The organism is Mycolicibacterium sp. TUM20985, assembly GCF_030295745.1.
Lineage (GTDB): Bacteria > Actinomycetota > Actinomycetes > Mycobacteriales > Mycobacteriaceae > Mycobacterium.
In genome coordinates this window covers 3,317,818-3,336,512 of sequence record NZ_AP027291.1, presented here as the reverse complement: position 1 = coordinate 3,336,512, position 18,695 = coordinate 3,317,818, and the positions used below count along the sequence as shown (strand labels likewise).

23 protein-coding genes are annotated in these 18,695 nt (G+C 69.3%); 17 read left to right on the top strand and 6 right to left on the bottom strand.

The genetic code is table 11. The features are described 5' to 3' along the window. Positions 1-100: 100 nt before the first annotated feature. Positions 101-406: a DUF4333 domain-containing protein gene (locus tag QUE68_RS16320; RefSeq protein ID WP_284227136.1), complete on the top strand. Its 306-nt coding sequence runs from the start codon at positions 101-103 to the stop codon at positions 404-406. Here the strand turns inward: QUE68_RS16320 and QUE68_RS16315 are convergent. The 3 genes from QUE68_RS16315 to QUE68_RS16305 are packed head-to-tail and all read right to left on the bottom strand — an operon-like array spanning position 403 to position 2,532. Next, the gene (locus tag QUE68_RS16315) at positions 403-1,185 is read right to left on the bottom strand and encodes an SDR family NAD(P)-dependent oxidoreductase (protein WP_286274140.1); all 783 of its coding nucleotides are present in this window, start codon (positions 1,183-1,185) and stop codon (positions 403-405) included. The two genes, QUE68_RS16320 and QUE68_RS16315, sit on opposite strands and share 4 nt — an antisense overlap. Next, complete coding sequence (locus QUE68_RS16310) at positions 1,182-1,673, bottom strand: nuclear transport factor 2 family protein (protein WP_454786269.1); 492 nt, start codon at positions 1,671-1,673, stop codon at positions 1,182-1,184. The genes QUE68_RS16315 and QUE68_RS16310 overlap by 4 nt, the downstream gene beginning before the upstream one ends. Position 1,674: 1 nt before the next feature. Further along, on the bottom strand, positions 1,675-2,532 hold the full coding sequence (locus QUE68_RS16305) for a TIGR03619 family F420-dependent LLM class oxidoreductase (protein ID WP_286274139.1): 858 nt from the start codon (positions 2,530-2,532) through the stop codon (positions 1,675-1,677). Between the two features lie 127 nt (positions 2,533-2,659). Between QUE68_RS16305 and QUE68_RS16300 the strand changes: the two genes are divergently transcribed. Next, positions 2,660-3,310: an IclR family transcriptional regulator gene (locus tag QUE68_RS16300; protein WP_286274138.1), complete on the top strand. Its 651-nt coding sequence runs from the start codon at positions 2,660-2,662 to the stop codon at positions 3,308-3,310. On the opposite strand, the gene QUE68_RS16295 is transcribed toward QUE68_RS16300, so the two are convergent. Continuing rightward, a complete protein-coding gene (locus QUE68_RS16295; protein ID WP_286274137.1) occupies positions 3,307-4,098 on the bottom strand; it encodes an SDR family NAD(P)-dependent oxidoreductase in 792 nt (263 codons plus the stop codon). The two genes, QUE68_RS16300 and QUE68_RS16295, sit on opposite strands and share 4 nt — an antisense overlap. A gap of 96 nt (positions 4,099-4,194) precedes the next feature. Here QUE68_RS16295 and QUE68_RS16290 point away from each other — a divergent pair, with 96 nt between their 5' ends. The 4 genes from QUE68_RS16290 to QUE68_RS16275 all read left to right on the top strand — a co-directional run bounded on the left by QUE68_RS16290 (position 4,195) and on the right by QUE68_RS16275 (position 7,544). Beyond that, positions 4,195-4,803: a TetR family transcriptional regulator gene (locus QUE68_RS16290; protein WP_286274136.1), complete on the top strand. Its 609-nt coding sequence runs from the start codon at positions 4,195-4,197 to the stop codon at positions 4,801-4,803. A 29-nt stretch (positions 4,804-4,832) separates the two neighbouring features. Next, entirely contained in the window at positions 4,833-5,666 is an 834-nt protein-coding gene (locus QUE68_RS16285; protein ID WP_286274135.1) for a DUF3097 domain-containing protein, read from the top strand. 62 nt (positions 5,667-5,728) lie between these two features. Then, on the top strand, positions 5,729-6,163 hold the full coding sequence (locus QUE68_RS16280) for a TM2 domain-containing protein (RefSeq protein WP_284227129.1): 435 nt from the start codon (positions 5,729-5,731) through the stop codon (positions 6,161-6,163). 49 nt (positions 6,164-6,212) lie between these two features. Beyond that, complete coding sequence (locus QUE68_RS16275; protein WP_286274134.1) at positions 6,213-7,544, top strand: replication-associated recombination protein A; 1,332 nt, start codon at positions 6,213-6,215, stop codon at positions 7,542-7,544. Positions 7,545-7,656: 112 nt separating this feature from the next. Here the strand turns inward: QUE68_RS16275 and QUE68_RS16270 are convergent, their stop codons facing one another. After that, entirely contained in the window at positions 7,657-7,944 is a 288-nt protein-coding gene (locus QUE68_RS16270; protein ID WP_284227127.1) for a GlsB/YeaQ/YmgE family stress response membrane protein, read from the bottom strand. Positions 7,945-8,065: 121 nt separating this feature from the next. Between QUE68_RS16270 and QUE68_RS16265 the strand changes: the two genes are divergently transcribed. From QUE68_RS16265 to aroQ, 11 genes are all read left to right on the top strand, one after another. Next, positions 8,066-8,455: a secondary thiamine-phosphate synthase enzyme YjbQ gene (locus tag QUE68_RS16265; protein WP_455013474.1), complete on the top strand. Its 390-nt coding sequence runs from the start codon at positions 8,066-8,068 to the stop codon at positions 8,453-8,455. Positions 8,456-8,552: 97 nt separating this feature from the next. After that, entirely contained in the window at positions 8,553-11,246 is a 2,694-nt protein-coding gene (alaS, locus tag QUE68_RS16260) for an alanine--tRNA ligase (protein WP_284227125.1), read from the top strand. 5 nt (positions 11,247-11,251) lie between these two features. Further along, positions 11,252-11,767: a Holliday junction resolvase RuvX gene (gene ruvX / locus QUE68_RS16255; protein WP_284227124.1), complete on the top strand. Its 516-nt coding sequence runs from the start codon at positions 11,252-11,254 to the stop codon at positions 11,765-11,767. After that, positions 11,760-13,016, top strand: a complete 1,257-nt coding sequence (locus QUE68_RS16250; protein WP_284227122.1) for an endolytic transglycosylase MltG — start codon at positions 11,760-11,762, stop codon at positions 13,014-13,016. The genes ruvX and QUE68_RS16250 overlap by 8 nt, the downstream gene beginning before the upstream one ends. Further along, positions 13,013-13,795: a shikimate dehydrogenase gene (locus QUE68_RS16245; RefSeq protein ID WP_284227120.1), complete on the top strand. Its 783-nt coding sequence runs from the start codon at positions 13,013-13,015 to the stop codon at positions 13,793-13,795. Before QUE68_RS16250 ends, QUE68_RS16245 begins: the two co-directional genes overlap by 4 nt. 9 nt (positions 13,796-13,804) lie before the next feature. After that, on the top strand, positions 13,805-14,239 hold the full coding sequence (locus QUE68_RS16240; RefSeq protein WP_284227119.1) for a prepilin peptidase: 435 nt from the start codon (positions 13,805-13,807) through the stop codon (positions 14,237-14,239). A gap of 32 nt (positions 14,240-14,271) precedes the next feature. Continuing rightward, positions 14,272-14,766, top strand: a complete 495-nt coding sequence (locus QUE68_RS16235; protein WP_284235802.1) for a GNAT family N-acetyltransferase — start codon at positions 14,272-14,274, stop codon at positions 14,764-14,766. A gap of 42 nt (positions 14,767-14,808) precedes the next feature. Further along, the gene (gene aroC / locus QUE68_RS16230) at positions 14,809-16,005 is read left to right on the top strand and encodes a chorismate synthase (protein ID WP_284227117.1); all 1,197 of its coding nucleotides are present in this window, start codon (positions 14,809-14,811) and stop codon (positions 16,003-16,005) included. Next, positions 16,005-16,649: a shikimate kinase gene (locus tag QUE68_RS16225; protein WP_284227116.1), complete on the top strand. Its 645-nt coding sequence runs from the start codon at positions 16,005-16,007 to the stop codon at positions 16,647-16,649. Before aroC ends, QUE68_RS16225 begins: the two co-directional genes overlap by 1 nt. Then, positions 16,642-17,724, top strand: coding sequence for a 3-dehydroquinate synthase (gene aroB, locus QUE68_RS16220; RefSeq protein ID WP_284235803.1), 1,083 nt, complete (start codon positions 16,642-16,644; stop codon positions 17,722-17,724). The genes QUE68_RS16225 and aroB overlap by 8 nt, the downstream gene beginning before the upstream one ends. After that, entirely contained in the window at positions 17,721-18,152 is a 432-nt protein-coding gene (gene aroQ, locus QUE68_RS16215) for a type II 3-dehydroquinate dehydratase (protein WP_284227114.1), read from the top strand. Before aroB ends, aroQ begins: the two co-directional genes overlap by 4 nt. Here aroQ and QUE68_RS16210 read toward each other — a convergent pair. Further along, positions 18,149-18,661 (bottom strand): MarR family winged helix-turn-helix transcriptional regulator, encoded by a 513-nt coding sequence (locus tag QUE68_RS16210; protein ID WP_284235804.1) that lies wholly within the window; start codon positions 18,659-18,661, stop codon positions 18,149-18,151. The genes aroQ and QUE68_RS16210 overlap by 4 nt on opposite strands. Positions 18,662-18,695: the final 34 nt, after the last annotated feature.

Here is an 18,695-nt window from a genome sequence, read left to right as displayed (position 1 = left end):
CGAACCCGCACCGCTGTGCCGAACGGGTAGCGCTCCAGGTCAAGATCGAATTCTGGCGATGGTCTTGACCTGCGGCGATCCTTAGAGCACCATCACGCGCATGATGCGAACGCGCGGTGTCCGCTTCGGGACCGCTCTCCTCGTCGGTGTTGCGGTGCTGGGCCTCGCCGGCTGCGGCAAGGTGATCGACGCCGATAGTGCGCAGCAGTCGGTCACCGACTTCGTCTCGCAGAATACCGAATTCACCCCCAACGACGTGAAGTGCCCGTCCGGCACCGACGCGAAGGTCGGCGTGGAGTTCGACTGCACCTTCACCGGACCCGACGGCGATTACATCGCGCACCTGAAGATCACCAAGGTCGACGGGTCGGCGGTCCTCTACGACATCGAGACGAAACTCGCCTAGGAGCCTGCGTCGAGGTCGGGTGCCCACGCGACGCCGTTGATGTGGCCGCCGCCGTCCACGAAGAGCGTGTTGCCGGTCAGGTAGCGCGCCCCCTCGGAGGCCAGGAACACGGCCACCGGAGCGATGTCGTCGTACGGATCGCCCATGCGCCCCATCGGGTTCGCCGCGTCGGCCAGGGTCTCCAGTTCGGGGTAGTCGGCGATGGCGCGCAGGAACGCGCGACTCTTGGCGGCCGGGCACATCGCGTTGACGGTCACCCCGGTCGGGGCCCACTCCCTGGCGGCCGTGCGCGTCAGTGCGCGCAGCGCCTCCTTGGCGGCGTTGTACTCCAGTGAACCCATGTGGGCGTTGACGCCGTTGAGGCTGCACATGTTCACGACGCGACCCCAGCCGTTCGCCTTCATGTGGGCGAACGCGGCACGCATCGCCCAGAACGGCCCGTAGTACCCCACGGCGATGCCACCGGCCAGTTGCCCGTCGGTCTTGGCCTCGACCCGGCCGATCGATCCGCCACCCCAGGCGTTGTTCACCAGCACGTCGATGGACCCGTACGCCGAAACCGCTGCGGCGACGGCTGATTCGACGTCGGCACGCTCGGCTACGTCCGTCCGGACGAACAATCCACCGACCTCGGCGGCCACGGCCCGGCCCGAATCCTCGTCGAATTCGGCCACGACCACCAGGGCGCCCTCGTCGGCGAAGCGCCGCGCGATGCCCGCCCCTATGCCGGCCCCCGCACCCGTGATCAACGCGATCCGGCCCGCCAGCTGCCCGCTCACAGGGCGTCATCACCCATGACGCCCGACGACAGCAGCCTGCGCGCGTCGGTCCCGCCGTCGAGTGCGCGGGTGGTGCGGTGCACGATCTGCCAGCGACCGTCCCTGCGCTGCAGCCGGAAGTGGTTGGCGCCCGCGCGGTAGACGGCGAAGCCCTTGGCGCCCTTGACCAACAGCGCCGACTCGCACACCGCCACCGCGTCGTCCCCGTCGACGCTGACCACGGCGGGGCCCAGGAAGTGGCAACAGCCCCGCGCGATGAGGCCCTGGTGCGCCTCCGACCGGACCATTGCCGCGACGTCGTCTCGGCTTCGCATCGGCCAGCCCTCGACGTCGTAGGTGCCGTCGACGGCCCACAGTTCGGCGGTGGCGTCGGCCTCGCCAGCGTCGACCAGCGGGCCGTAGGACGCGATCATCCTCTCGATGGCCCGTTCGTCCTCGATGCGGCTCAGCCGGGCCGCGAGATCCGCCAGCTGGTCTTCGATCACCATGTCACCCCTCGATGTCGTCGGCGAGTGCGCGGAGCGCCCCGAGCTGCTCGCAGTAGTGGTCGGCGGAGTCCGCCGCGAGCGCGCAGGTCGCGGCGGTCGCCCCGAGGTCGCGCAGGGCCTCCAGTCGACGGCGCGTATCGTCCGGCGCGCCGCGCGGATCGAGGGGTCCGCACGCCAGCACCACGTCGAACGCCTCCGGAAGGTCAACGGTGGCAAGCATCTTGGCCAGCTCGGCGGAGCCAAGGCCGAACGGCATCCAGCCCTCGGCGAGGGTGGCCGCCCGCCGCAGCGAGCGACCGGTCCTGCCACCCACCCAGATCGGCACGCGGGACTGGACCGCACACGGGTCGACGATCACCGAGTCATAGCGGTAGTACCGGCCCTCGTACACCGGTGTCGTGGTGGACAGCGAGGCCCGCAGGGCGCGAACGGCGTCATCGGCCCGCGGGCCCCGGTCGTCCCACTCCGCGCCGAGGAGCGCGAACTCCTCCGCCAGCGATCCCACGCCGACGCCGAGCACCACCCGGCCGCCGCTGACGCGGTCGAGGGTGCCGTAGCGCTTCGCGATCTCCAGCGGGTGGTGGTAGCCGAGCACGAGGACGGCGGTCACCAAGCGGATGCGCGACGTGCGGGCGGCGAGGAAGCCCAGCGTCACGGACGGGTCCCAGTAGGTGGATCCCCGTTGGGCGCCCACGTCGGTGGGGATGATGACGTGCTCGGGGCACGTCAGGAAGTCGAATCCGAGATCGTCGGCCACCGCCGCGATCCCGGCGACGTCCTCGATGTCCGCGTCGCGTTCCCACGGGGACGCCGTACCCGGTAGTCGCATCACCACGGGGGTCGACAGTCCGATTCGCACGCCCGGGTTGTACCGCGGGCCCGACCGGCCCGGGGCTTGCGTCCCGATCACCGGGACCGTTAGCGTGTCCGACGCAGGTAGAACCAATTCTCATCGATGTCTTCTCGGCGATGGCGGAGCGCACCACATGACCATGGTCGACCGGGTGACCTCGATCATCGACGTGTTCGACGACGCCACGACGGGTTTGAGCCTCGATCAGGTCGCTCGCCGAGCCGACCTGCCACGATCGACGACGCACCGCATCCTCGATCACTTGGTGAGGTTGAAGTGGTTGAGCCACAACGATGATGGCTACGGGCTGGGTGCCAGAGCCATGTCGTGGGGCGCGGGCGACGCAGCCGATCTGCGGCTGCGCGAGGCCGCCGCACCGGTTCTGCACCGACTGCACGTGAACACCGGCGCCGTCGTACATCTCGGCGTCATCGATGGTGCCGACGTCGTCCACCTCGACAAGCTGGGTGGCGTGTCGGCGGACCGGGTGCCGACGAGGGTGGGTTCGCGGATCCCCGCGGAGCGCGTCGCGCTGGGGCTGGCGATCCTGGCTGCACGGCCGCCGGAGGAGCAACGCTCCGACCCTGGAGTCGATCTCTACGTCGTGCGCCGCGCCGGGGGACTGGTGCGGGCTGGCGACTACGGACCCGGTCTGACGTCGGTGGCGGCGGCCGTCGGGGCGCGGGCGTCGGTCGGAATGGTGTTGCCCGACAACGTCTCCGGAGCTCGCTATCTACCGCTGGCCGTCGACGCGGCGGCTCGCATCCGTCAGGCGCTCGGCTAGCGCGGACCGATGAGCTTCTGCATGAAGCGATGGGTGCCGAGGACCACCTCGGCGCGGTCGGGCCCGTTGCGGCGGGCGACGTCGCCGGCATTGCCGCCCGCAACGAAGACCGGGCCGTGCGATAACTGCTCGAGGCCCTCGCGGGCGACGTCGGCCGGCTCGGCCACCTTCAGGCCCGGCACGTCGAAGTTCAGGCCAACCCGCTCCATCGCGGGTGTCCTGGTGACGCCGAGCACCAATTCGAGGACGTGCACGTCGTATTCGCGCAACTCCAGCCAGAGGCTCTCGGCGAAGATACGCCCGAACGCCTTGACCCCGCCGTACACCGAATGTCGGACGGACCCGAGGTAGCCCGCCATCGACCCCACCAGCAGCAGGCCCCCGCGTCGGCGGTCACGCATCGGGCGACCGAAGTGCGAGACCAGCGCCATCATGGCCCCGAGATTGAGGTCGAGGACGCGGTGGAAGGCGGCCAGATCGCCGTCGAGGAATTCCTCGCTGCAGGTGTTCGCCCCCGCGTTGAAGATCAACAGGCCCACGTCGAGGTCGGCGGTCGCGTCGGCGATCAGCTCGATGCCGGCGGGGTCGACGAGATCCGTTGCCAGCGTGCGCACCTCGGCGCCGAGGGTTCGGCATGCCTCCGCCGTCACCTCCAGCGGCCCCGGTGTGCGGGCGATCAGGACGAGGTTGATCCCGGATTCGGCGACCAGCCGGGCGAATTCGGCCCCGACCCCCTCGGAGCCGCCAGCGATCACCGCCCACGGGCCGTATCTGGTGGCGTCGAGCATCCGGTGATCGTCGCAAACCGAATCGTTGGCCCGCTGCGTCGTCCCGCTCACCGGTACAGGTGCTGCGTGTCCGGACGTCGTGCCGATACTTGCGGAGTGGTGCGAATCGGTCAGCGGCGATCTCCCGCACTGCCGTCGACCGACGATCAGGAGGCCCGCCGCACCGCGATCCTGCTGGCCGCCACCCGGCTCGGACGGACCAGGGAGATCGACCGGATCGCCGCCCAGGAGATCGCCGGCGAGGCCGGGGTGGCGCTACGCACCCTCTACCGGTACTACCCGTCGAAGTACCACGTCTTCGCTGCGGTGCTCGGCGCCCAGGTCGCCGCCCTCGCCCACCGCGCCAAGCCCGTGCAGCCGACCGCAGATCCCGCCGAGGCGGTCGGCGATCTGATGGCGGGCGCGTGTCGAAATCTCTTGCAGCACCGCCATCTCGCGCACGCGATGATCACGTCCACCCAGGTGGTGCGGGCACACGCCGGCGCCACCGATGATCACGCCATGCGTGACCTCATCCTGGCCACGGCGGGGGTGGTGCACCCGACGGAGGGCCATCTTCGCACCGCCCGACTCGTCGAGCAGGTGACCTTCGGCGTGTTGACGTGGACCGTCGGCGGCGAACTGGACGCCAGCCAGGCGGTGGCCGACGTCCGGCTGGCCTGCCGGTCACTGATCGGTCACGGATTCGGCGCGGCGGCAGACTGAGCGCAGCGATCGTTCCTAGGCTCGCGGTCGTGAACGATCGATACGGCTCCGACGTCCTGGCCCAGAATCCACACGCCACCCGGCGGGTGCGATCGACGGAGATGGCCGCCGACCTCGGTCTGGTCGTGGAGGACGTGGAGACCGGCTACGTCGGCGCGATCGTCCGCGTCGAGTACGGCCGGATGGAACTCGAGGACTTCGACGGCCACCGCCGCCCGTTCCCCGTCGGCCCCGGCTATCTGGTCGACGGGAAACCGGTGATCCTCACCCCACCCAAGGCGAAGGCGGCGGGCCCGGCCCGGACGGCGTCGGGTTCGGTGGCCGTCACCGGTGCTCGCGCTCGCACGGCGCTGCCGAGCCGAATCTACGTCGAGGGTCGGCACGACGCCGAACTCGTCGAGCAGGTGTGGGGCGCCGACCTCCGCGTGGAGGGCGTCGTCGTCGAATACCTGGGTGGTATCGACGATCTCGCGGCGATCGTGCGCGATTTCGCGCCGGGCCCCGAGCGCCGACTCGGCGTGTTGGTCGACCACCTGGTCACCGGGTCCAAGGAGGCGCGCATCGCCGAGGCGGTGCGACGAGGTCCCGGTGGGGAGCACACGCTGGTGGTCGGTCACCCCTACGTCGACGTCTGGCAGGCCGTGAAGCCAGGGCGGCTCGGTCTGGCGGCCTGGCCCGTCATCCCGCGCAGCATGGAGTGGAAGCACGGCATCTGCGACGCACTCGGGTGGCCGCACGCCGACCAGGCCGACATCGCCGCGGCATGGCGCCGCATCCGGAGCACGGTCCGGGACTGGACCGACCTGGAGCCGGCGCTCATCGGCCGGGTCGAGGAACTGATCGACTTCGTCACGGCTCCCTGAATCGCCGACCGGCGCGTCGGAAGCGGTGGACGCGGACCCGGTAATGGGACATCATCCGTGGCATGTCAGCGCCTCCTCCACCCCCGCCCGATGACTCGGATCCGCCGTACCCGCCCTACCCGCCGCCTCCTGGCCAGGATCCGGCATGGCCGCCGCCGATCGGGGGTTACGACGCAGCGCCGCCCCCAACTCCCGGCCCCTACGGAGCACCTCCTCCGCCGTACGGCGCCTATCCGCCACCGCCGTACCCCGGGGGGCCGTACGGCGTCGACGCCTACGGCAGGCCGCTGTCGGACAAGAGCAAGCTCGTCGCGGGCCTGTTGCAGTTGTTCCTCGGCACCCTTGGGATCGGACGCTTCTACCTCGGCTACACCGGTCTCGGGGTCGCGATGCTGCTGCTGTCGTGGTTGACCTGTGGAATCTGGCCGCTGGTCGACGCGATCCTGATTCTGTTGGGCCGGGTCCCGGATTCGGATGGCCGCACGCTGCGCGACTGAGGGACTCGCCGCGTTCGGCGGTGACGACCTGCCGTGGTATGCCTGACCCGTGCCCGATGGTCTGTTCGACGTGGCCCCGGAACCGGGCGAGGGTGAGGGCATCCCCGGTGGCGGACCCTCGTCCCCGCTGGCCGTCCGGATGCGCCCGGCCGGTCTCGGCGAGGTGGTCGGCCAGGATCATCTCCTGCGCGACGGTTCTCCGCTGCGGCGTCTGGTCGACGGTTCCGGCGCCGCGTCGGTCATCCTCTACGGACCTCCGGGTACCGGCAAGACGACACTCGCGTCGCTGATCTCGCAGGCGACGGGACGCCGGTTCGAGGCATTGTCGGCGCTGTCGGCGGGGGTCAAGGACGTCCGGGCCGTGATCGACGTCGCGCGGCGGGCCGCGGTACACGGCAAGCAGACCGTGCTCTTCATCGACGAGGTGCACCGGTTCTCCAAGACCCAGCAGGATGCCCTGCTGGCCGCGGTGGAGAACCGCGTGGTGCTGCTGGTGGCCGCGACCACCGAGAACCCGTCCTTCTCCGTGGTGGCGCCGCTGCTGTCCCGTTCGCTGATCCTGCAGCTGCAACCGCTCGGTGCGGACGCGGTGCGGGCGGTCGTCGAGCGGGCCATCGCCGATCCTCGCGGGCTCGACGGCTCGGTCTCGGTCGACGCCGACGCCGTCGAACTCTTGGTGCAGCTCGCCGCGGGGGACGCCCGCCGCGCGTTGACCGCGCTGGAGGTCGCCGCCGAGGCCGGTGATCACGTGACGGTCGAGGTCATCGAGCAGTCGCTGGACAAGGCCGCCGTCCGCTACGACCGCGACGGCGATCAGCACTACGACGTGGTCAGTGCCTTCATCAAGTCGGTGCGGGGGTCCGACGTCGATGCGGCGCTGCACTACCTCGCGCGGATGCTGACGGCGGGGGAGGATCCGCGCTTCATCGCGCGGCGGCTCACCATCCTCGCGAGCGAGGACGTCGGGATGGCCGACCCGACGGCCCTGCAGACTGCCGTCGCCGCCGCGCAGACCGTGCAGCTGATCGGCATGCCCGAGGCGCAGCTCACGCTCGCACACGCCACGGTGCACCTGGCCACGGCCCCGAAGTCCAACGCGGTGACGACGGCGCTCGGGGCGGCGATGGCGGACATCAAGGCGGGCAAGGCGGGGCTGGTGCCGCCGCACCTGCGCGACGGTCACTATTCGGGGGCGGCGGCGCTGGGCAATGCGCAGGGCTACTCCTACCCCCACGATGACCCGGATGGCATTGTGCCGCAACAGTATGCGCCCGACGAGCTGGTCGGCGTCGACTACTACCGGCCGACGACGCACGGGGTCGAACGGGAGATCGCGGGACGGCTCGACAAGCTGCGGGCGATCCTGCGTCGCAGGCGCTGACCCCCCGGCGGCGCGGTTCGGGGCCGCCGGACGACCCCGAAACGCAACGTTGCCGCCGGGGGATACCCGACGGCAACGCCGTGATGGACCGGTGGCAGCTCCGCGGAGCGGACTAGCGGCGGGTGATGCCCGTCCGGCGACGGCCCATCAAACTGGCGACCAGCCCCACGCCTACGGCCGCGACGATGACCTGGACCAGCAACTCCATCCAGTCGATGCCGTTAGTGGCGGTGGGGATGCCGAGTTGGCGCGCCAACCAGGTGCCGATCAGCGCGGAGACGATGCCGACGAGAATCGTGACGAGCAACCCGATCGACTGCTTGCCGGGGAGGATCAGGCGCCCGAGCACGCCGACGACGACGCCGATGAGGATCGCGGTGATGATGCCAGTGGGTGTCATTGAAGTTCTCTTTCGTGAGGTGGGACGGCCGTTGAGCTGGAACAGCAGTACCCCCGGGGCGGCGGTGTAAACGTCGGCGTGAATTGCCCTGGGCCGTACCCTCATCCCTGTGAACAGCGAGCTGATCGACGTAGACACCTCCCGCCGCCGCACCGTGGATCTCACCGACGCGGTCCGCACCTTCTGCGCCTCCCGCGGCGACGGGTTGTGCAACGTCTTCGTGCCGCACGCGACGGCGGGTGTCGCCATCCTCGAGACCGGCGCTGGATCGGATGACGATTTGGTCGAGGCGCTGGAGCGACTCCTGCCGCGCGATGGTCGTTACCGCCACTCGCACGGATCACCCGGGCACGGCGCCGATCACGTCCTGCCCGGGATCGTTGCCCCGTCGGTGACCATCCCGGTGCAGGCGGGTGAGCCGCTACTCGGCACCTGGCAGAGTGTCGTTCTGGTCGACCTGAACAGGGACAACTCGCGGCGCTCGGTGCGGGTCAGCTTCATCGCCGGCTGAGCCGCGCCCTTGCCAGGTTGATCGTGATGGGCCGGTAGTGTGATGCGGTCGAGAATCGGCACCGGGCAAGACACCAAGTGATTAAGGACAGCAGCACGTGCAGACACACGAGATCAGGAAGCGCTTCCTCGATCACTACGTGAACGCAGGCCACACCGAGGTGCCCAGTGCGTCGGTCATCCTGGATGACCCCAACCTGCTGTTCGTCAACGCGGGCATGGTGCAGTTCGTGCCCTACTTCCTGGGGCAGCAGCGGCCGCCGTGGGACCGGGCGGTGAGCGTCCAGAAGTGCATTCGCACCCCCGACATCGACGAGGTGGGCATCACCACCCGCCACAACACGTTCTTCCAGATGGCCGGCAACTTCTCCTTCGGCGACTACTTCAAGAAGGGCGCCATCGAGTTCGCCTGGACGCTACTGACCAACTCGCAGGACCAGGGCGGTTACGGCTTCGATCCCGAAAGAATCTGGGCGACGGTCTATCTCGACGACGACGAGGCCATATCGCTGTGGCAGGAGGTGGCCGGGCTACCGCTGGACCGCATTCAGCGTCGCGGGATGGCCGACAACTACTGGTCGATGGGCATCCCCGGCCCGTGCGGGCCGTCGTCGGAGATCTACTACGACCGCGGTCCGCAGTACGGCATCGACGGCGGGCCCGAGGCCAACGAGGACCGCTACATCGAGATCTGGAACCTCGTCTTCATGCAGAACGAGCGGGGCGAGGGGACCGGCAAGTCCGACTTCGAGATCCTGGGCCCGCTGCCCCGCAAGAACATCGACACCGGCATGGGCGTCGAGCGCGTCGCCTGCCTCCTTCAGGACGTGGACAACGTCTACGAGACGGATCTCGTCCGCCCGGTGATCGATCTGGTCGCCGGCATTGCGCCGATCCCGTACGGGGAGCACGGAACCCACGCCAGCGACGTCCGCTACCGCATCATCGCCGACCACAGCCGCACTGCGGCGATCATCATCGGCGACGGAGTGACCCCGGGGAACGACGGTCGCGGTTACGTGCTGCGGCGCCTGCTGCGCCGCGTCATCCGGTCGGCCAAGCTGCTCGGCATCGACACCCCGATCGTCGGCGAGCTGATGGCGTGCGTCCGTGACGCCATGGGGCCCTCGTACCCCGAGCTCGCCACCGACTTCGACAGGATCAATCGCATCGCGGTCGCCGAGGAGACCGCCTTCAACCGTACGCTGGCGTCGGGGTCGCGGTTGTTCGAGACGGCGGCCAACTCCACCAAGGCATCCGGGGTCTCGGTGTTGTCGGGGACCGACGCGTTCGCACTGCACGACACCTACGGCTTCCCGATCGAACTCACCCTGGAGATGGCGGCCGAGACCGGTCTGACCGTCGACGAGGAGGGCTTCCGCGGCCTGATGGCCGAGCAGCGTCAGCGCGCCAAGGCCGACGCCGCGGCGCGCAAGCACGCCCACGCTGATCTGTCGGCCTACCGGGAGCTGGTGGACACCGGCCCAACGGAGTTCACCGGTTTCGACGAATTGAGCTCTGAGGCAACGATTCTCGGCATCTTCGTCGACGGTCGTCGAGTACCCGTGGTGGCACACGACGGGGCGGGCGCGGAACGCGTCGAGCTGGTGCTCGACCGCACCCCGCTGTACGCCGAATCCGGTGGTCAGATCGCCGACGTGGGCGAGATCACGGGTACCGGATCCAGCGGTGCCGCCAAGGCGGCCGTCACCGACGTGCAGAAGATCGCCAAGACGCTGTTCGTGCACCGCGTCAACGTCGAGTCCGGCGAGTTCGTCGAGGGTGACACCGTCACCGCGGCCGTCGACCCGAAGTGGCGTCACGGCGCGACCCAGGGGCATTCCGGTACGCACATGGTGCATGCCGCCCTGCGACAGGTGTTGGGGCCCAACGCCGTTCAGGCCGGATCGTTGAACCGACCCGGGTATCTCCGGTTCGACTTCAACTGGCAGGGCGCTCTGACCGACGAGCAGCGCGAGCAGATCGAGGTGGTCACCAACGAGGCTGTCGAGGCGGACTACGCGGTGAACACCCTCTACACCAAACTCGAGAGGGCGAAGGCCATGGGTGCGATGGCACTCTTCGGCGAGGCCTACCCCGAGGACGTCCGGCTGGTGGAGATCGGCGGGCCGTTCTCGCTGGAACTGTGCGGCGGCACCCACGTGCACAACTCGGCGCAGATCGGACCGGTGACGATCCTGGGCGAGTCCTCCGTCGGCTCGGGCGTGCGCCGCGTCGAGGCCTACGTCGGACTGGACTCGTTCAAGTACCTGGCCAAGGAACGCGCACTGATGGCCGGGTTGGCCTCGTCGCTGAAGGTGCGCTCGGACGAGGTGCCCGCGCGGGTGGCCAACCTCGTCGAACGCCTCAAGGCCGCCGAGAAGGAACTCGACCGGTCCAGGCTGGCCAACGCGCGGGCTGCGGCCACCAACGCCGCCGCAGGCGCGGAGGTCGTGGGTAAGGTGCGAGTCGTGGCACAGCGCATGGCCGGCGGTATCTCGGCCGCCGATCTGCGCAGCCTGGTCGGCGACGTCAAGGGCCGGCTCGGATCGGATCCCGGCGTGGTCGCTCTGATCGCTGACGGTGAGGGTGACGCCGTGCCGTACGTCGTCGCGGTCAACCCCGCCGCGCAGGATCTGGGCTTCAATGCCAACGACCTCGTCAAGGTACTGGGCGCCGCGGTGAACGGACGCGGCGGCGGCAAGGCCGATCTCGCGCAGGGCTCGGGCGCCGGGGCGTCGAACATCGAGACGGCGCTGTCGGCGCTGCTCGCCGAGATCGCGCGGAGTTGACCCGATTGGCCGAGACCGTAGACCGTCAACCGGACCGGCCGGGCGGTGACGACCCGGGACGTGGTCGTCGGCTAGGGGTCGACGTCGGCACCGTCCGCATCGGTGTCGCCACCAGCGATCCCGACGGCATCCTGGCCACCCCCGTGGAGACCGTGGCGAGAGATCGGCGCAATGCCGCAGGCAAGCACATCCGCCGGCTGGCTCAGCTCGCCGCCGAGTTCGCAGTCGTCGAGGTAGTGGTCGGACTGCCACGGACCCTCGCCGACCGGACCGGACCCTCGGCGCTCGACGCGATCGCCGTCGCCGATGCCCTGGCCACCAAGATCACACCGGTACCCGTGCGGATGTCGGATGAGCGGCTCACCACGGTGACCGCTCAACGGTCCCTGCGCGAGGCAGGTGTCCGGGCGAAGGGACAGAAGACGATGATCGACCAGGCGGCTGCCGTCGGCATCCTGCAGACCTGGCTGGACCAGCGGCGAGTCGCCCTGGCCGAGGACGACGGAGCGGTCGATGGCTGACGATTGGGCACGTGGACGCACCGAACCCGAGGCGGTCGGACGGCCACGCCGGACGATGAGCCGCACCGAACGGGCGCGCGCGAACCGCAACCGCCGCAAGCGTCGCAACGTCACGGTCTTCTCGGTGCTTGCGTTGGTCGTGGTCCTCGTCGGCGCCCTATTCCTGGGGTCGCGGATGTGGCAGGGGATGTTCGGCAGCACCCCCAGCGATTACGAAGGTGACGGGGTCAGCGACGTCGTCGTACAGGTCCGCAACGGCGACTCCACGACCGCCATCGGCAAGACCCTGCAGGACAGTGGCGTCGTGGCCACGTCCCAGGCGTTCGTCGACGCGGCGGCGGATAACAAGGCGATCTCCGAGATTCAGCCCGGGTTCTACAAGGTGCGCACCGAGATACCGGCGACCACCGCGGTGTCGCGGCTCGCCGACCCCGAGAACCGGGTCGGCCGCCTGGTGATCCCGGAGGGGCGCCAGCTAGACGACGTCACCGACGTCAAGTCTGCGGCGGTCACGAAGGGCATCTTCTCGCTGGTCGCCGACGCCACGTGCGTCACCCTCGACGATCAACAGAAGTGCGGCGTCACCGCCGACGACCTCGAGAATGTGGCGGGCGCCGGCGATCTGGCAGCCCTTGCCGTGCCCACGTGGGCGGTCGATCCGGTGAAGGCTCTTGGCGAGGACCACCGGCGCCTCGAAGGTCTCATCGCGCCGGGCACCTGGAACGTCGATCCGTCGGCGCCCGCGCAGGACATCCTCGCCACCCTGGTCTCCGAGAGCGCCGCACAGTACGAGCAGGACGGGTTGCTCGAGGCCGGGAGCGCGGAGAACCTCTCGCCCTATCAGATCCTGGTGGTGGCTTCGCTCGTGCAGCGCGAGTCGAAGCCGCAGGACTTCGCGAAGGTGGCCAGGGTCATCTACAACCGGCTGGTCGCGCCCGATCATCGGCGTTTGGAGTTCGACTCGACGGTCAACTACTCGCTCGACCGACAGGAAGTCGCCACCACCGACGCCGATCGAGGTCGGAGCACGCCCTGGAATACCTATGTGCGCGAAGGGCTTCCGATGACGCCGATCTGCTCGCCCGGCCAACCTGCACTCGCCGCCGCAGAGAATCCCGAGCCGGGAGACTGGTTGTACTTCGTGACCGTCGACATGCAGGGCACGACGCTGTTCACCCGCGAGTACCAGCAGCACCTGGCCAACATCGAGCTCGCCCGACTCAACGGTGTGCTCGATAGCGCACGATGAGCCGCAAGGCGGCGGTGCTGGGTTCGCCGATCAACCACTCGCGGTCACCGCAGTTGCACCTGGCGGCCTACCGCGCGCTCGGGCTGGACTGGACCTACGAGCGCATCCTGTGCAACGCCCACGAATTGCCTTCGCTGGTGGGCAGTTTGGGTCCCGAGTGGGTCGGCCTCTCCGTCACGATGCCCGGCAAGTTCGTCGCGCTGGAGGTCGCCGACGAGCGGACGCCCCGCGCTGAGCTGCTCGGATCGGCCAACACGCTGGTGCACACGCCGACCGGCTGGCGCGCCGACAACACTGACGTCGACGGGGTGACCGGCGCCCTACGGGGAGTCGAAGTCGAACACGCAGCGGTCCTGGGCTCCGGCGGGACCGCCCCCGCGGCCATTGCCGGGCTCACCGCGCTTGGGGTACAGGACATCTCGATCGTTGCCCGCAATCGTGAGAAGGTCGCCCCACTGCTGGAGCTCGGGGAGCGGTGCGGTGTCACGACCGGCTGGGTGGAGTTGGGCACACCGCTGCACGACGTCGATGTCGTGGTCAACACCATCCCGGCCGACGTGGCTGCGCGGTACGCAGACAGCGTCACCGCCGCGCCGGTGCTGCTCGACGCGATCTACGACCCGTGGCCCACCCCGCTCGCGGAGTCCTTCGCCGCCGCGGGGGGTCGCGTCATCAGCGGTTTGCAGATGCTGCTGAATCAGGCGTACGCACAGGTCGAGCAGTTCACCGGCCGGCCCGCGCCGAAAGAGGCGATGATCGCCGCCCTGGCGGCGACCTAGGCTTTCCCCGTGGGGGAAGCGGTCGCCGGCGCGTGCGCGCTGACGTGGCTAACGGCGTTGACCGTCTACGACGTGCGGCAGCGCCGCTTGCCAAATGCGTTGACATTGCCCGGCGCGGTGGTCGTGCTCACCGTCGCGGCGCTCGCCGGTCGTGGGCAGGCAGCGCTGGTGGGGGCGGCCGCCCTGACCGTGATCTACCTCGTCGTCCATCTGCTCTCACCGGCTGCGATGGGTGCGGGCGACGTGAAGTTGGCGCTCGGGATCGGTGCGCTGACCGGCGCCTACGGGGTGGACGCGTGGGTGCTCGCGGCGATCACGGCACCGCTCCTGACAGCGCTGTTGGGCGTCGGCCTCCGCGCGCGGGGTACCGGGGCGAGCGCGGTGCCGCACGGCCCGGCGATGTGCGTGTCGGCGATCGCTGCGGTCGCCCTGGTGGCGGGATAGCCCTACCGTCACACCGGGAGGGAGCACCGACCATGCCGATACGTCCCACAACGCCCGCTGACCTCGCCGCCATCGCCGAGATCTACGCCCACTACGTGCTGACGAGCGTCGCCACCTTCGAGACGGAACCGCCGGAGGCCGACGAGTGGCGGCGGCGCTTCGAGGCGATCACCGGTGTCGCGCTGCCCTTCCTCATCGTCGAACGGGAGGGCGCGATCGCCGGATATGCCTACTGCGCGCCGTGGAAGACGAGGCCCGCGTACTCGCGCACCGTCGAGGATTCGGTGTACGTCGCACCCTGGGCGGTCGGCCGGGGCTGCGGGTCGGAACTGCTGGCCGCACTCCTCGACGCCTGTGGCGCGGCGGGCATCCGCGAGGTGATCGCCGTGATCGCCGATTCGGGTGACCCCGCGTCGGTCGGGTTGCACCACCGCTTCGGTTTCACCGACGCCGGCCGCCTGCAGCGCGTGGGCTACAAGCACGAGCGCTACGGCGACACATTGCTGCTGCAGCGCAGCCTCGCGTGACGGATTACCTCAGGTCGGGGACGTCATGGGAAGATGGGACGCGTGTTGCGATGGACCACAGCTGGTGAATCCCACGGCCGCGCCCTGGTGGCGATGGTCGAGGGCATGGTCGCTGGACTCGAGATCACGACCGACGACGTCGCCGGGCAGTTGAAGCGCCGCAGGCTGGGCTACGGCCGAGGCGCCCGGATGAAGTTCGAGGCCGATGCGGTCACCGTGTTGACCGGGGTGCGTCACGGCGTGACGCTGGGTGGTCCGATTGCCATCGAGATCGGCAACTCCGAATGGCCCAAGTGGGAAACCGTGATGGCGGCCGACCCGGTCGACCCCGTAGAGCTGGACGGTGCGCGGAACGCACCGCTGACCCGGCCGCGGCCCGGGCATGCCGACTATGCGGGCATGCTCAAGTACGGCTTCGACGACGCCCGTCCCGTCCTCGAGCGCGCCAGCGCCCGTGAGACCGCCGCGCGGGTCGCCGCGGGCACCATCGCCAAGGCCTTCCTGCGCCAGGCCCTCGGGGTCGAGGTGTTATCGCACGTCATCTCCATCGGGGCGTCCAAGCCCTATGACGGCCCGACGCCGCGCCCGGCGGATCTCGACGCGATCGACGACAGCCCGGTCCGCGCCTTCGACTCCGACGCCGAAGCGGCCATGATCGCCGAGATCGAGGCGGCCAAGAAGGACGGCGACACGCTCGGCGGCATCGTCGAGGTCGTCGTCGAGGGCCTGCCCATCGGACTGGGCTCCTTCACCAGCGGCGACAGTCGGCTCGACAGCCAGTTGGCGGCTGCCGTCATGGGCATTCAGGCCATCAAGGGCGTCGAGATCGGGGACGGCTTCGAGACCGCGCGCCGTCGCGGCAGCGTCGCCCACGACGAGATCTACCCCGGCCCCGGTGGGGTGATGCGCTCGACCAACCGTGCAGGCGGGCTCGAAGGCGGCATGACCAACGGGCAGTCCCTACGAGTGCGGGCCGCCATGAAGCCGATCTCCACGGTGCCCAGGGCGCTGGCCACCGTGGACATGACCACCGGCGAGGAAGCCGTCGCGATCCACCAGCGCTCGGACGTCTGCGCGGTGCCTGCGGCCGGTGTCGTCGTCGAGACGATGGTGGCACTCGTCCTCGCCCGTGCCGCGCTCGAGAAGTTCGGGGGTGACTCGCTCGCGGAGACCAAGGCCAACGTGGACGGCTACCTGGCCTCGATCGCGGCCAGAGATCCTGCGCAGGCGTCGGGCTGATGGCCCCCAAGGCAGTGCTCGTGGGCATGCCCGGATCGGGCAAGTCCACCATCGGGCGCCGCCTGGCCAAGGCCCTCGACGTCCCCCTGCTGGACACCGACGCCAAGATCGTCGAGACCACGGGGCGTTCGATCGCCGACATCTTCGTCGAGGGTGAGGCGCAGTTCCGCCAGATCGAGGCCGACGTGGTGCGGGCGGCCCTCGCCGAACACGATGGTGTCGTGTCACTCGGCGGAGGTGCCATCACCACGCCCGAGGTCCGTGAGGCACTGGTCGGCCACACCGTCGTCTACCTGGAAATCAGTGCTGCCGAAGGCATTCGACGCACCTCCGGTGGTGCCACCCGGCCGTTGCTGGCCGGTGGCGATCCCGGTGAGCGGTTCCGCGAGTTGATGACGCAGCGCGTCCCGCTGTATCGGCAGGTGGCGACGGTGCGGATCAACACCAATCGCCGCAATCCCGGTGTCGTGGTGCGCAACATCGTGCAACGCCTGGAGAGCGCGCCCGTCGACCGTCCGCAGGCCCGGCGTCGCCGTCGACCCGCGTGGCGTCGGCTTCCCACCGTCCTCAACCCGGCACCCACCACCGAAGCGCCGCCGAGTCCCGCGGCGCTGGCCCGTCAAGCGGAAGCGCGCAATGACTGAACCCGTGACCGTCGACGTGCTGGTCGACCGGCCCTACCCGGTGATCATCGGGACCGGGTTGCTCGATGATCTCGCCCGCGTCCTCGACGGACGGCACAAGGTGGCCATCCTGCATCAGCCCGTTTTGAACGAGACGGCCGAGGCAATCCGAAAGCGATTGTCCGACAGCGGTATCGATGCTCATCGCGTCGAGATCCCGGATGCCGAAGATGGCAAGGAGTTGCCGGTCGTCGGCTTCATCTGGGATGTGTTGGGCCGCATCGGCATCGGTCGCCAGGATGCCCTCGTCAGCTTGGGCGGGGGAGCGGCCAGCGACGTGACGGGGTTCGCCGCCGCGACGTGGTTGCGTGGCGTCGACGTCGTGCACGTGCCCACCACTCTGCTGGGCATGGTCGACGCAGCGGTGGGTGGGAAGACCGGCATCAACACCGAAGCGGGCAAGAACCTCGTCGGAGCCTTTCACCAACCGCTCGCGGTGCTGGTCGACATGGCCACCCTGGAGTCGTTGCCACGCAACGAGATCGTGGCGGGAATGGCGGAGATCGTCAAGGCCGGATTCATCGCCGACCCGGTGATCCTCGACCTGATCGAGGCCGATCCCGAAGCGGCGCTCGATCCCGCTGGTTCGGTGCTCCCCGAGCTGATCCGGCGAGCGGTCGTCGTCAAGGCCGAGGTCGTCGCCGCCGACGAGAAGGAATCGCAATTGCGCGAGATCCTCAACTACGGGCACACTCTCGCGCACGCGATCGAGCGTCGGGAGCGCTACCGGTGGCGCCACGGTGCCGCGGTGTCGGTGGGACTGGCGTTCGCCGCCGAACTGGGCCGCCTGGCCGGGCGGCTCGACGACGCGACGGCCGACCGGCACCACACCGTGCTGACCGCGCTCGGGCTTCCGACGACCTACGACGCCGACGCACTGCCACAGCTGCTCGAGTACATGGCCGGCGACAAGAAGACTCGGTCGGGCGTGCTGCGTTTCGTGGTCCTCGAGGGTCTGGCCAAGCCGGCCAGACTGGAGGGCCCGGATCCCGCGCTGCTCGCGGCCGCCTACTCGGAGATCGGGACCCGCCCATGACCATCAACGTCTTCAACGGCCCCAACCTGGGCAGGCTCGGCAAGCGGCAACCCGAGGTCTACGGCAGCACTACCCACGACGATCTCGTTGCGATGATCGAACGTGAAGCCGGCGAGCTCGGGGTGACGGTCGTCGTGCGGCAGACCGACAGCGAGGCCGAGCTGCTGGACTGGGTCCATGCGGCCGCCGACGCGAAGGAGCCGGTGGTGCTCAACGCCGGCGCGCTGACCCACACGTCGGTGGCCCTACGCGATGCGTGCGCGGAGCTGAGTGCGCCGCTGATCGAGGTGCACATCTCGAATGTGCATACGCGCGAGGAGTTTCGGCACCACTCGTATCTGAGCGGGGTGGCTACGGGCGTGATCGTCGGTCTCGGCGTCCAGGGCTATCTGCTGGCGCTGCGCTACCTGGCGGGCAGCGGGCACTAGGTATCTCCTGCTCGTTCGTACTGCCGCAGGACACCGACCGCTCCCCGTAGGTACTGGGTGATGACCTCGCGTTCCGCCGGGGTGTATTCCTCCGCCAGATCGTCCAGCGCGGCGATGAGCGGCTGAAGTGTGGAGAGCACGTTCTCGACGGCCGATGGGGTGGGCTCGAGTGTCACCCGCCTGCGGTCGTCGGCGCTGCGATGCCTCTCGATGTGCCCGGCCCGCTCGAGTCGGTCCAGCAGCTCGCTTGCCGATCCGGTGCTGATTCCGAGTCGGGCGCTCACGTGATGCGGGCTCAATGACCCGGCATTGCCGAAGATGTGATTGAGCGCGGTGTAGTCCATCGGTCGAAGATCCAGCCGCCGAGCGATGAGGTAGTCGACGTCGACGGCCGCGCGGGTGAATTCCCGAAGAGCCCAAGAGGTTTCCTGTGCCGTCATACGACTGCGTTCGGCGCGCTCGACGTCATCGATGGGATCGTGCGGGCTCCCTGGATCGGCTGTTGCCATAGTCGCATCTTAGATCTACGCTGATCCGAAACGG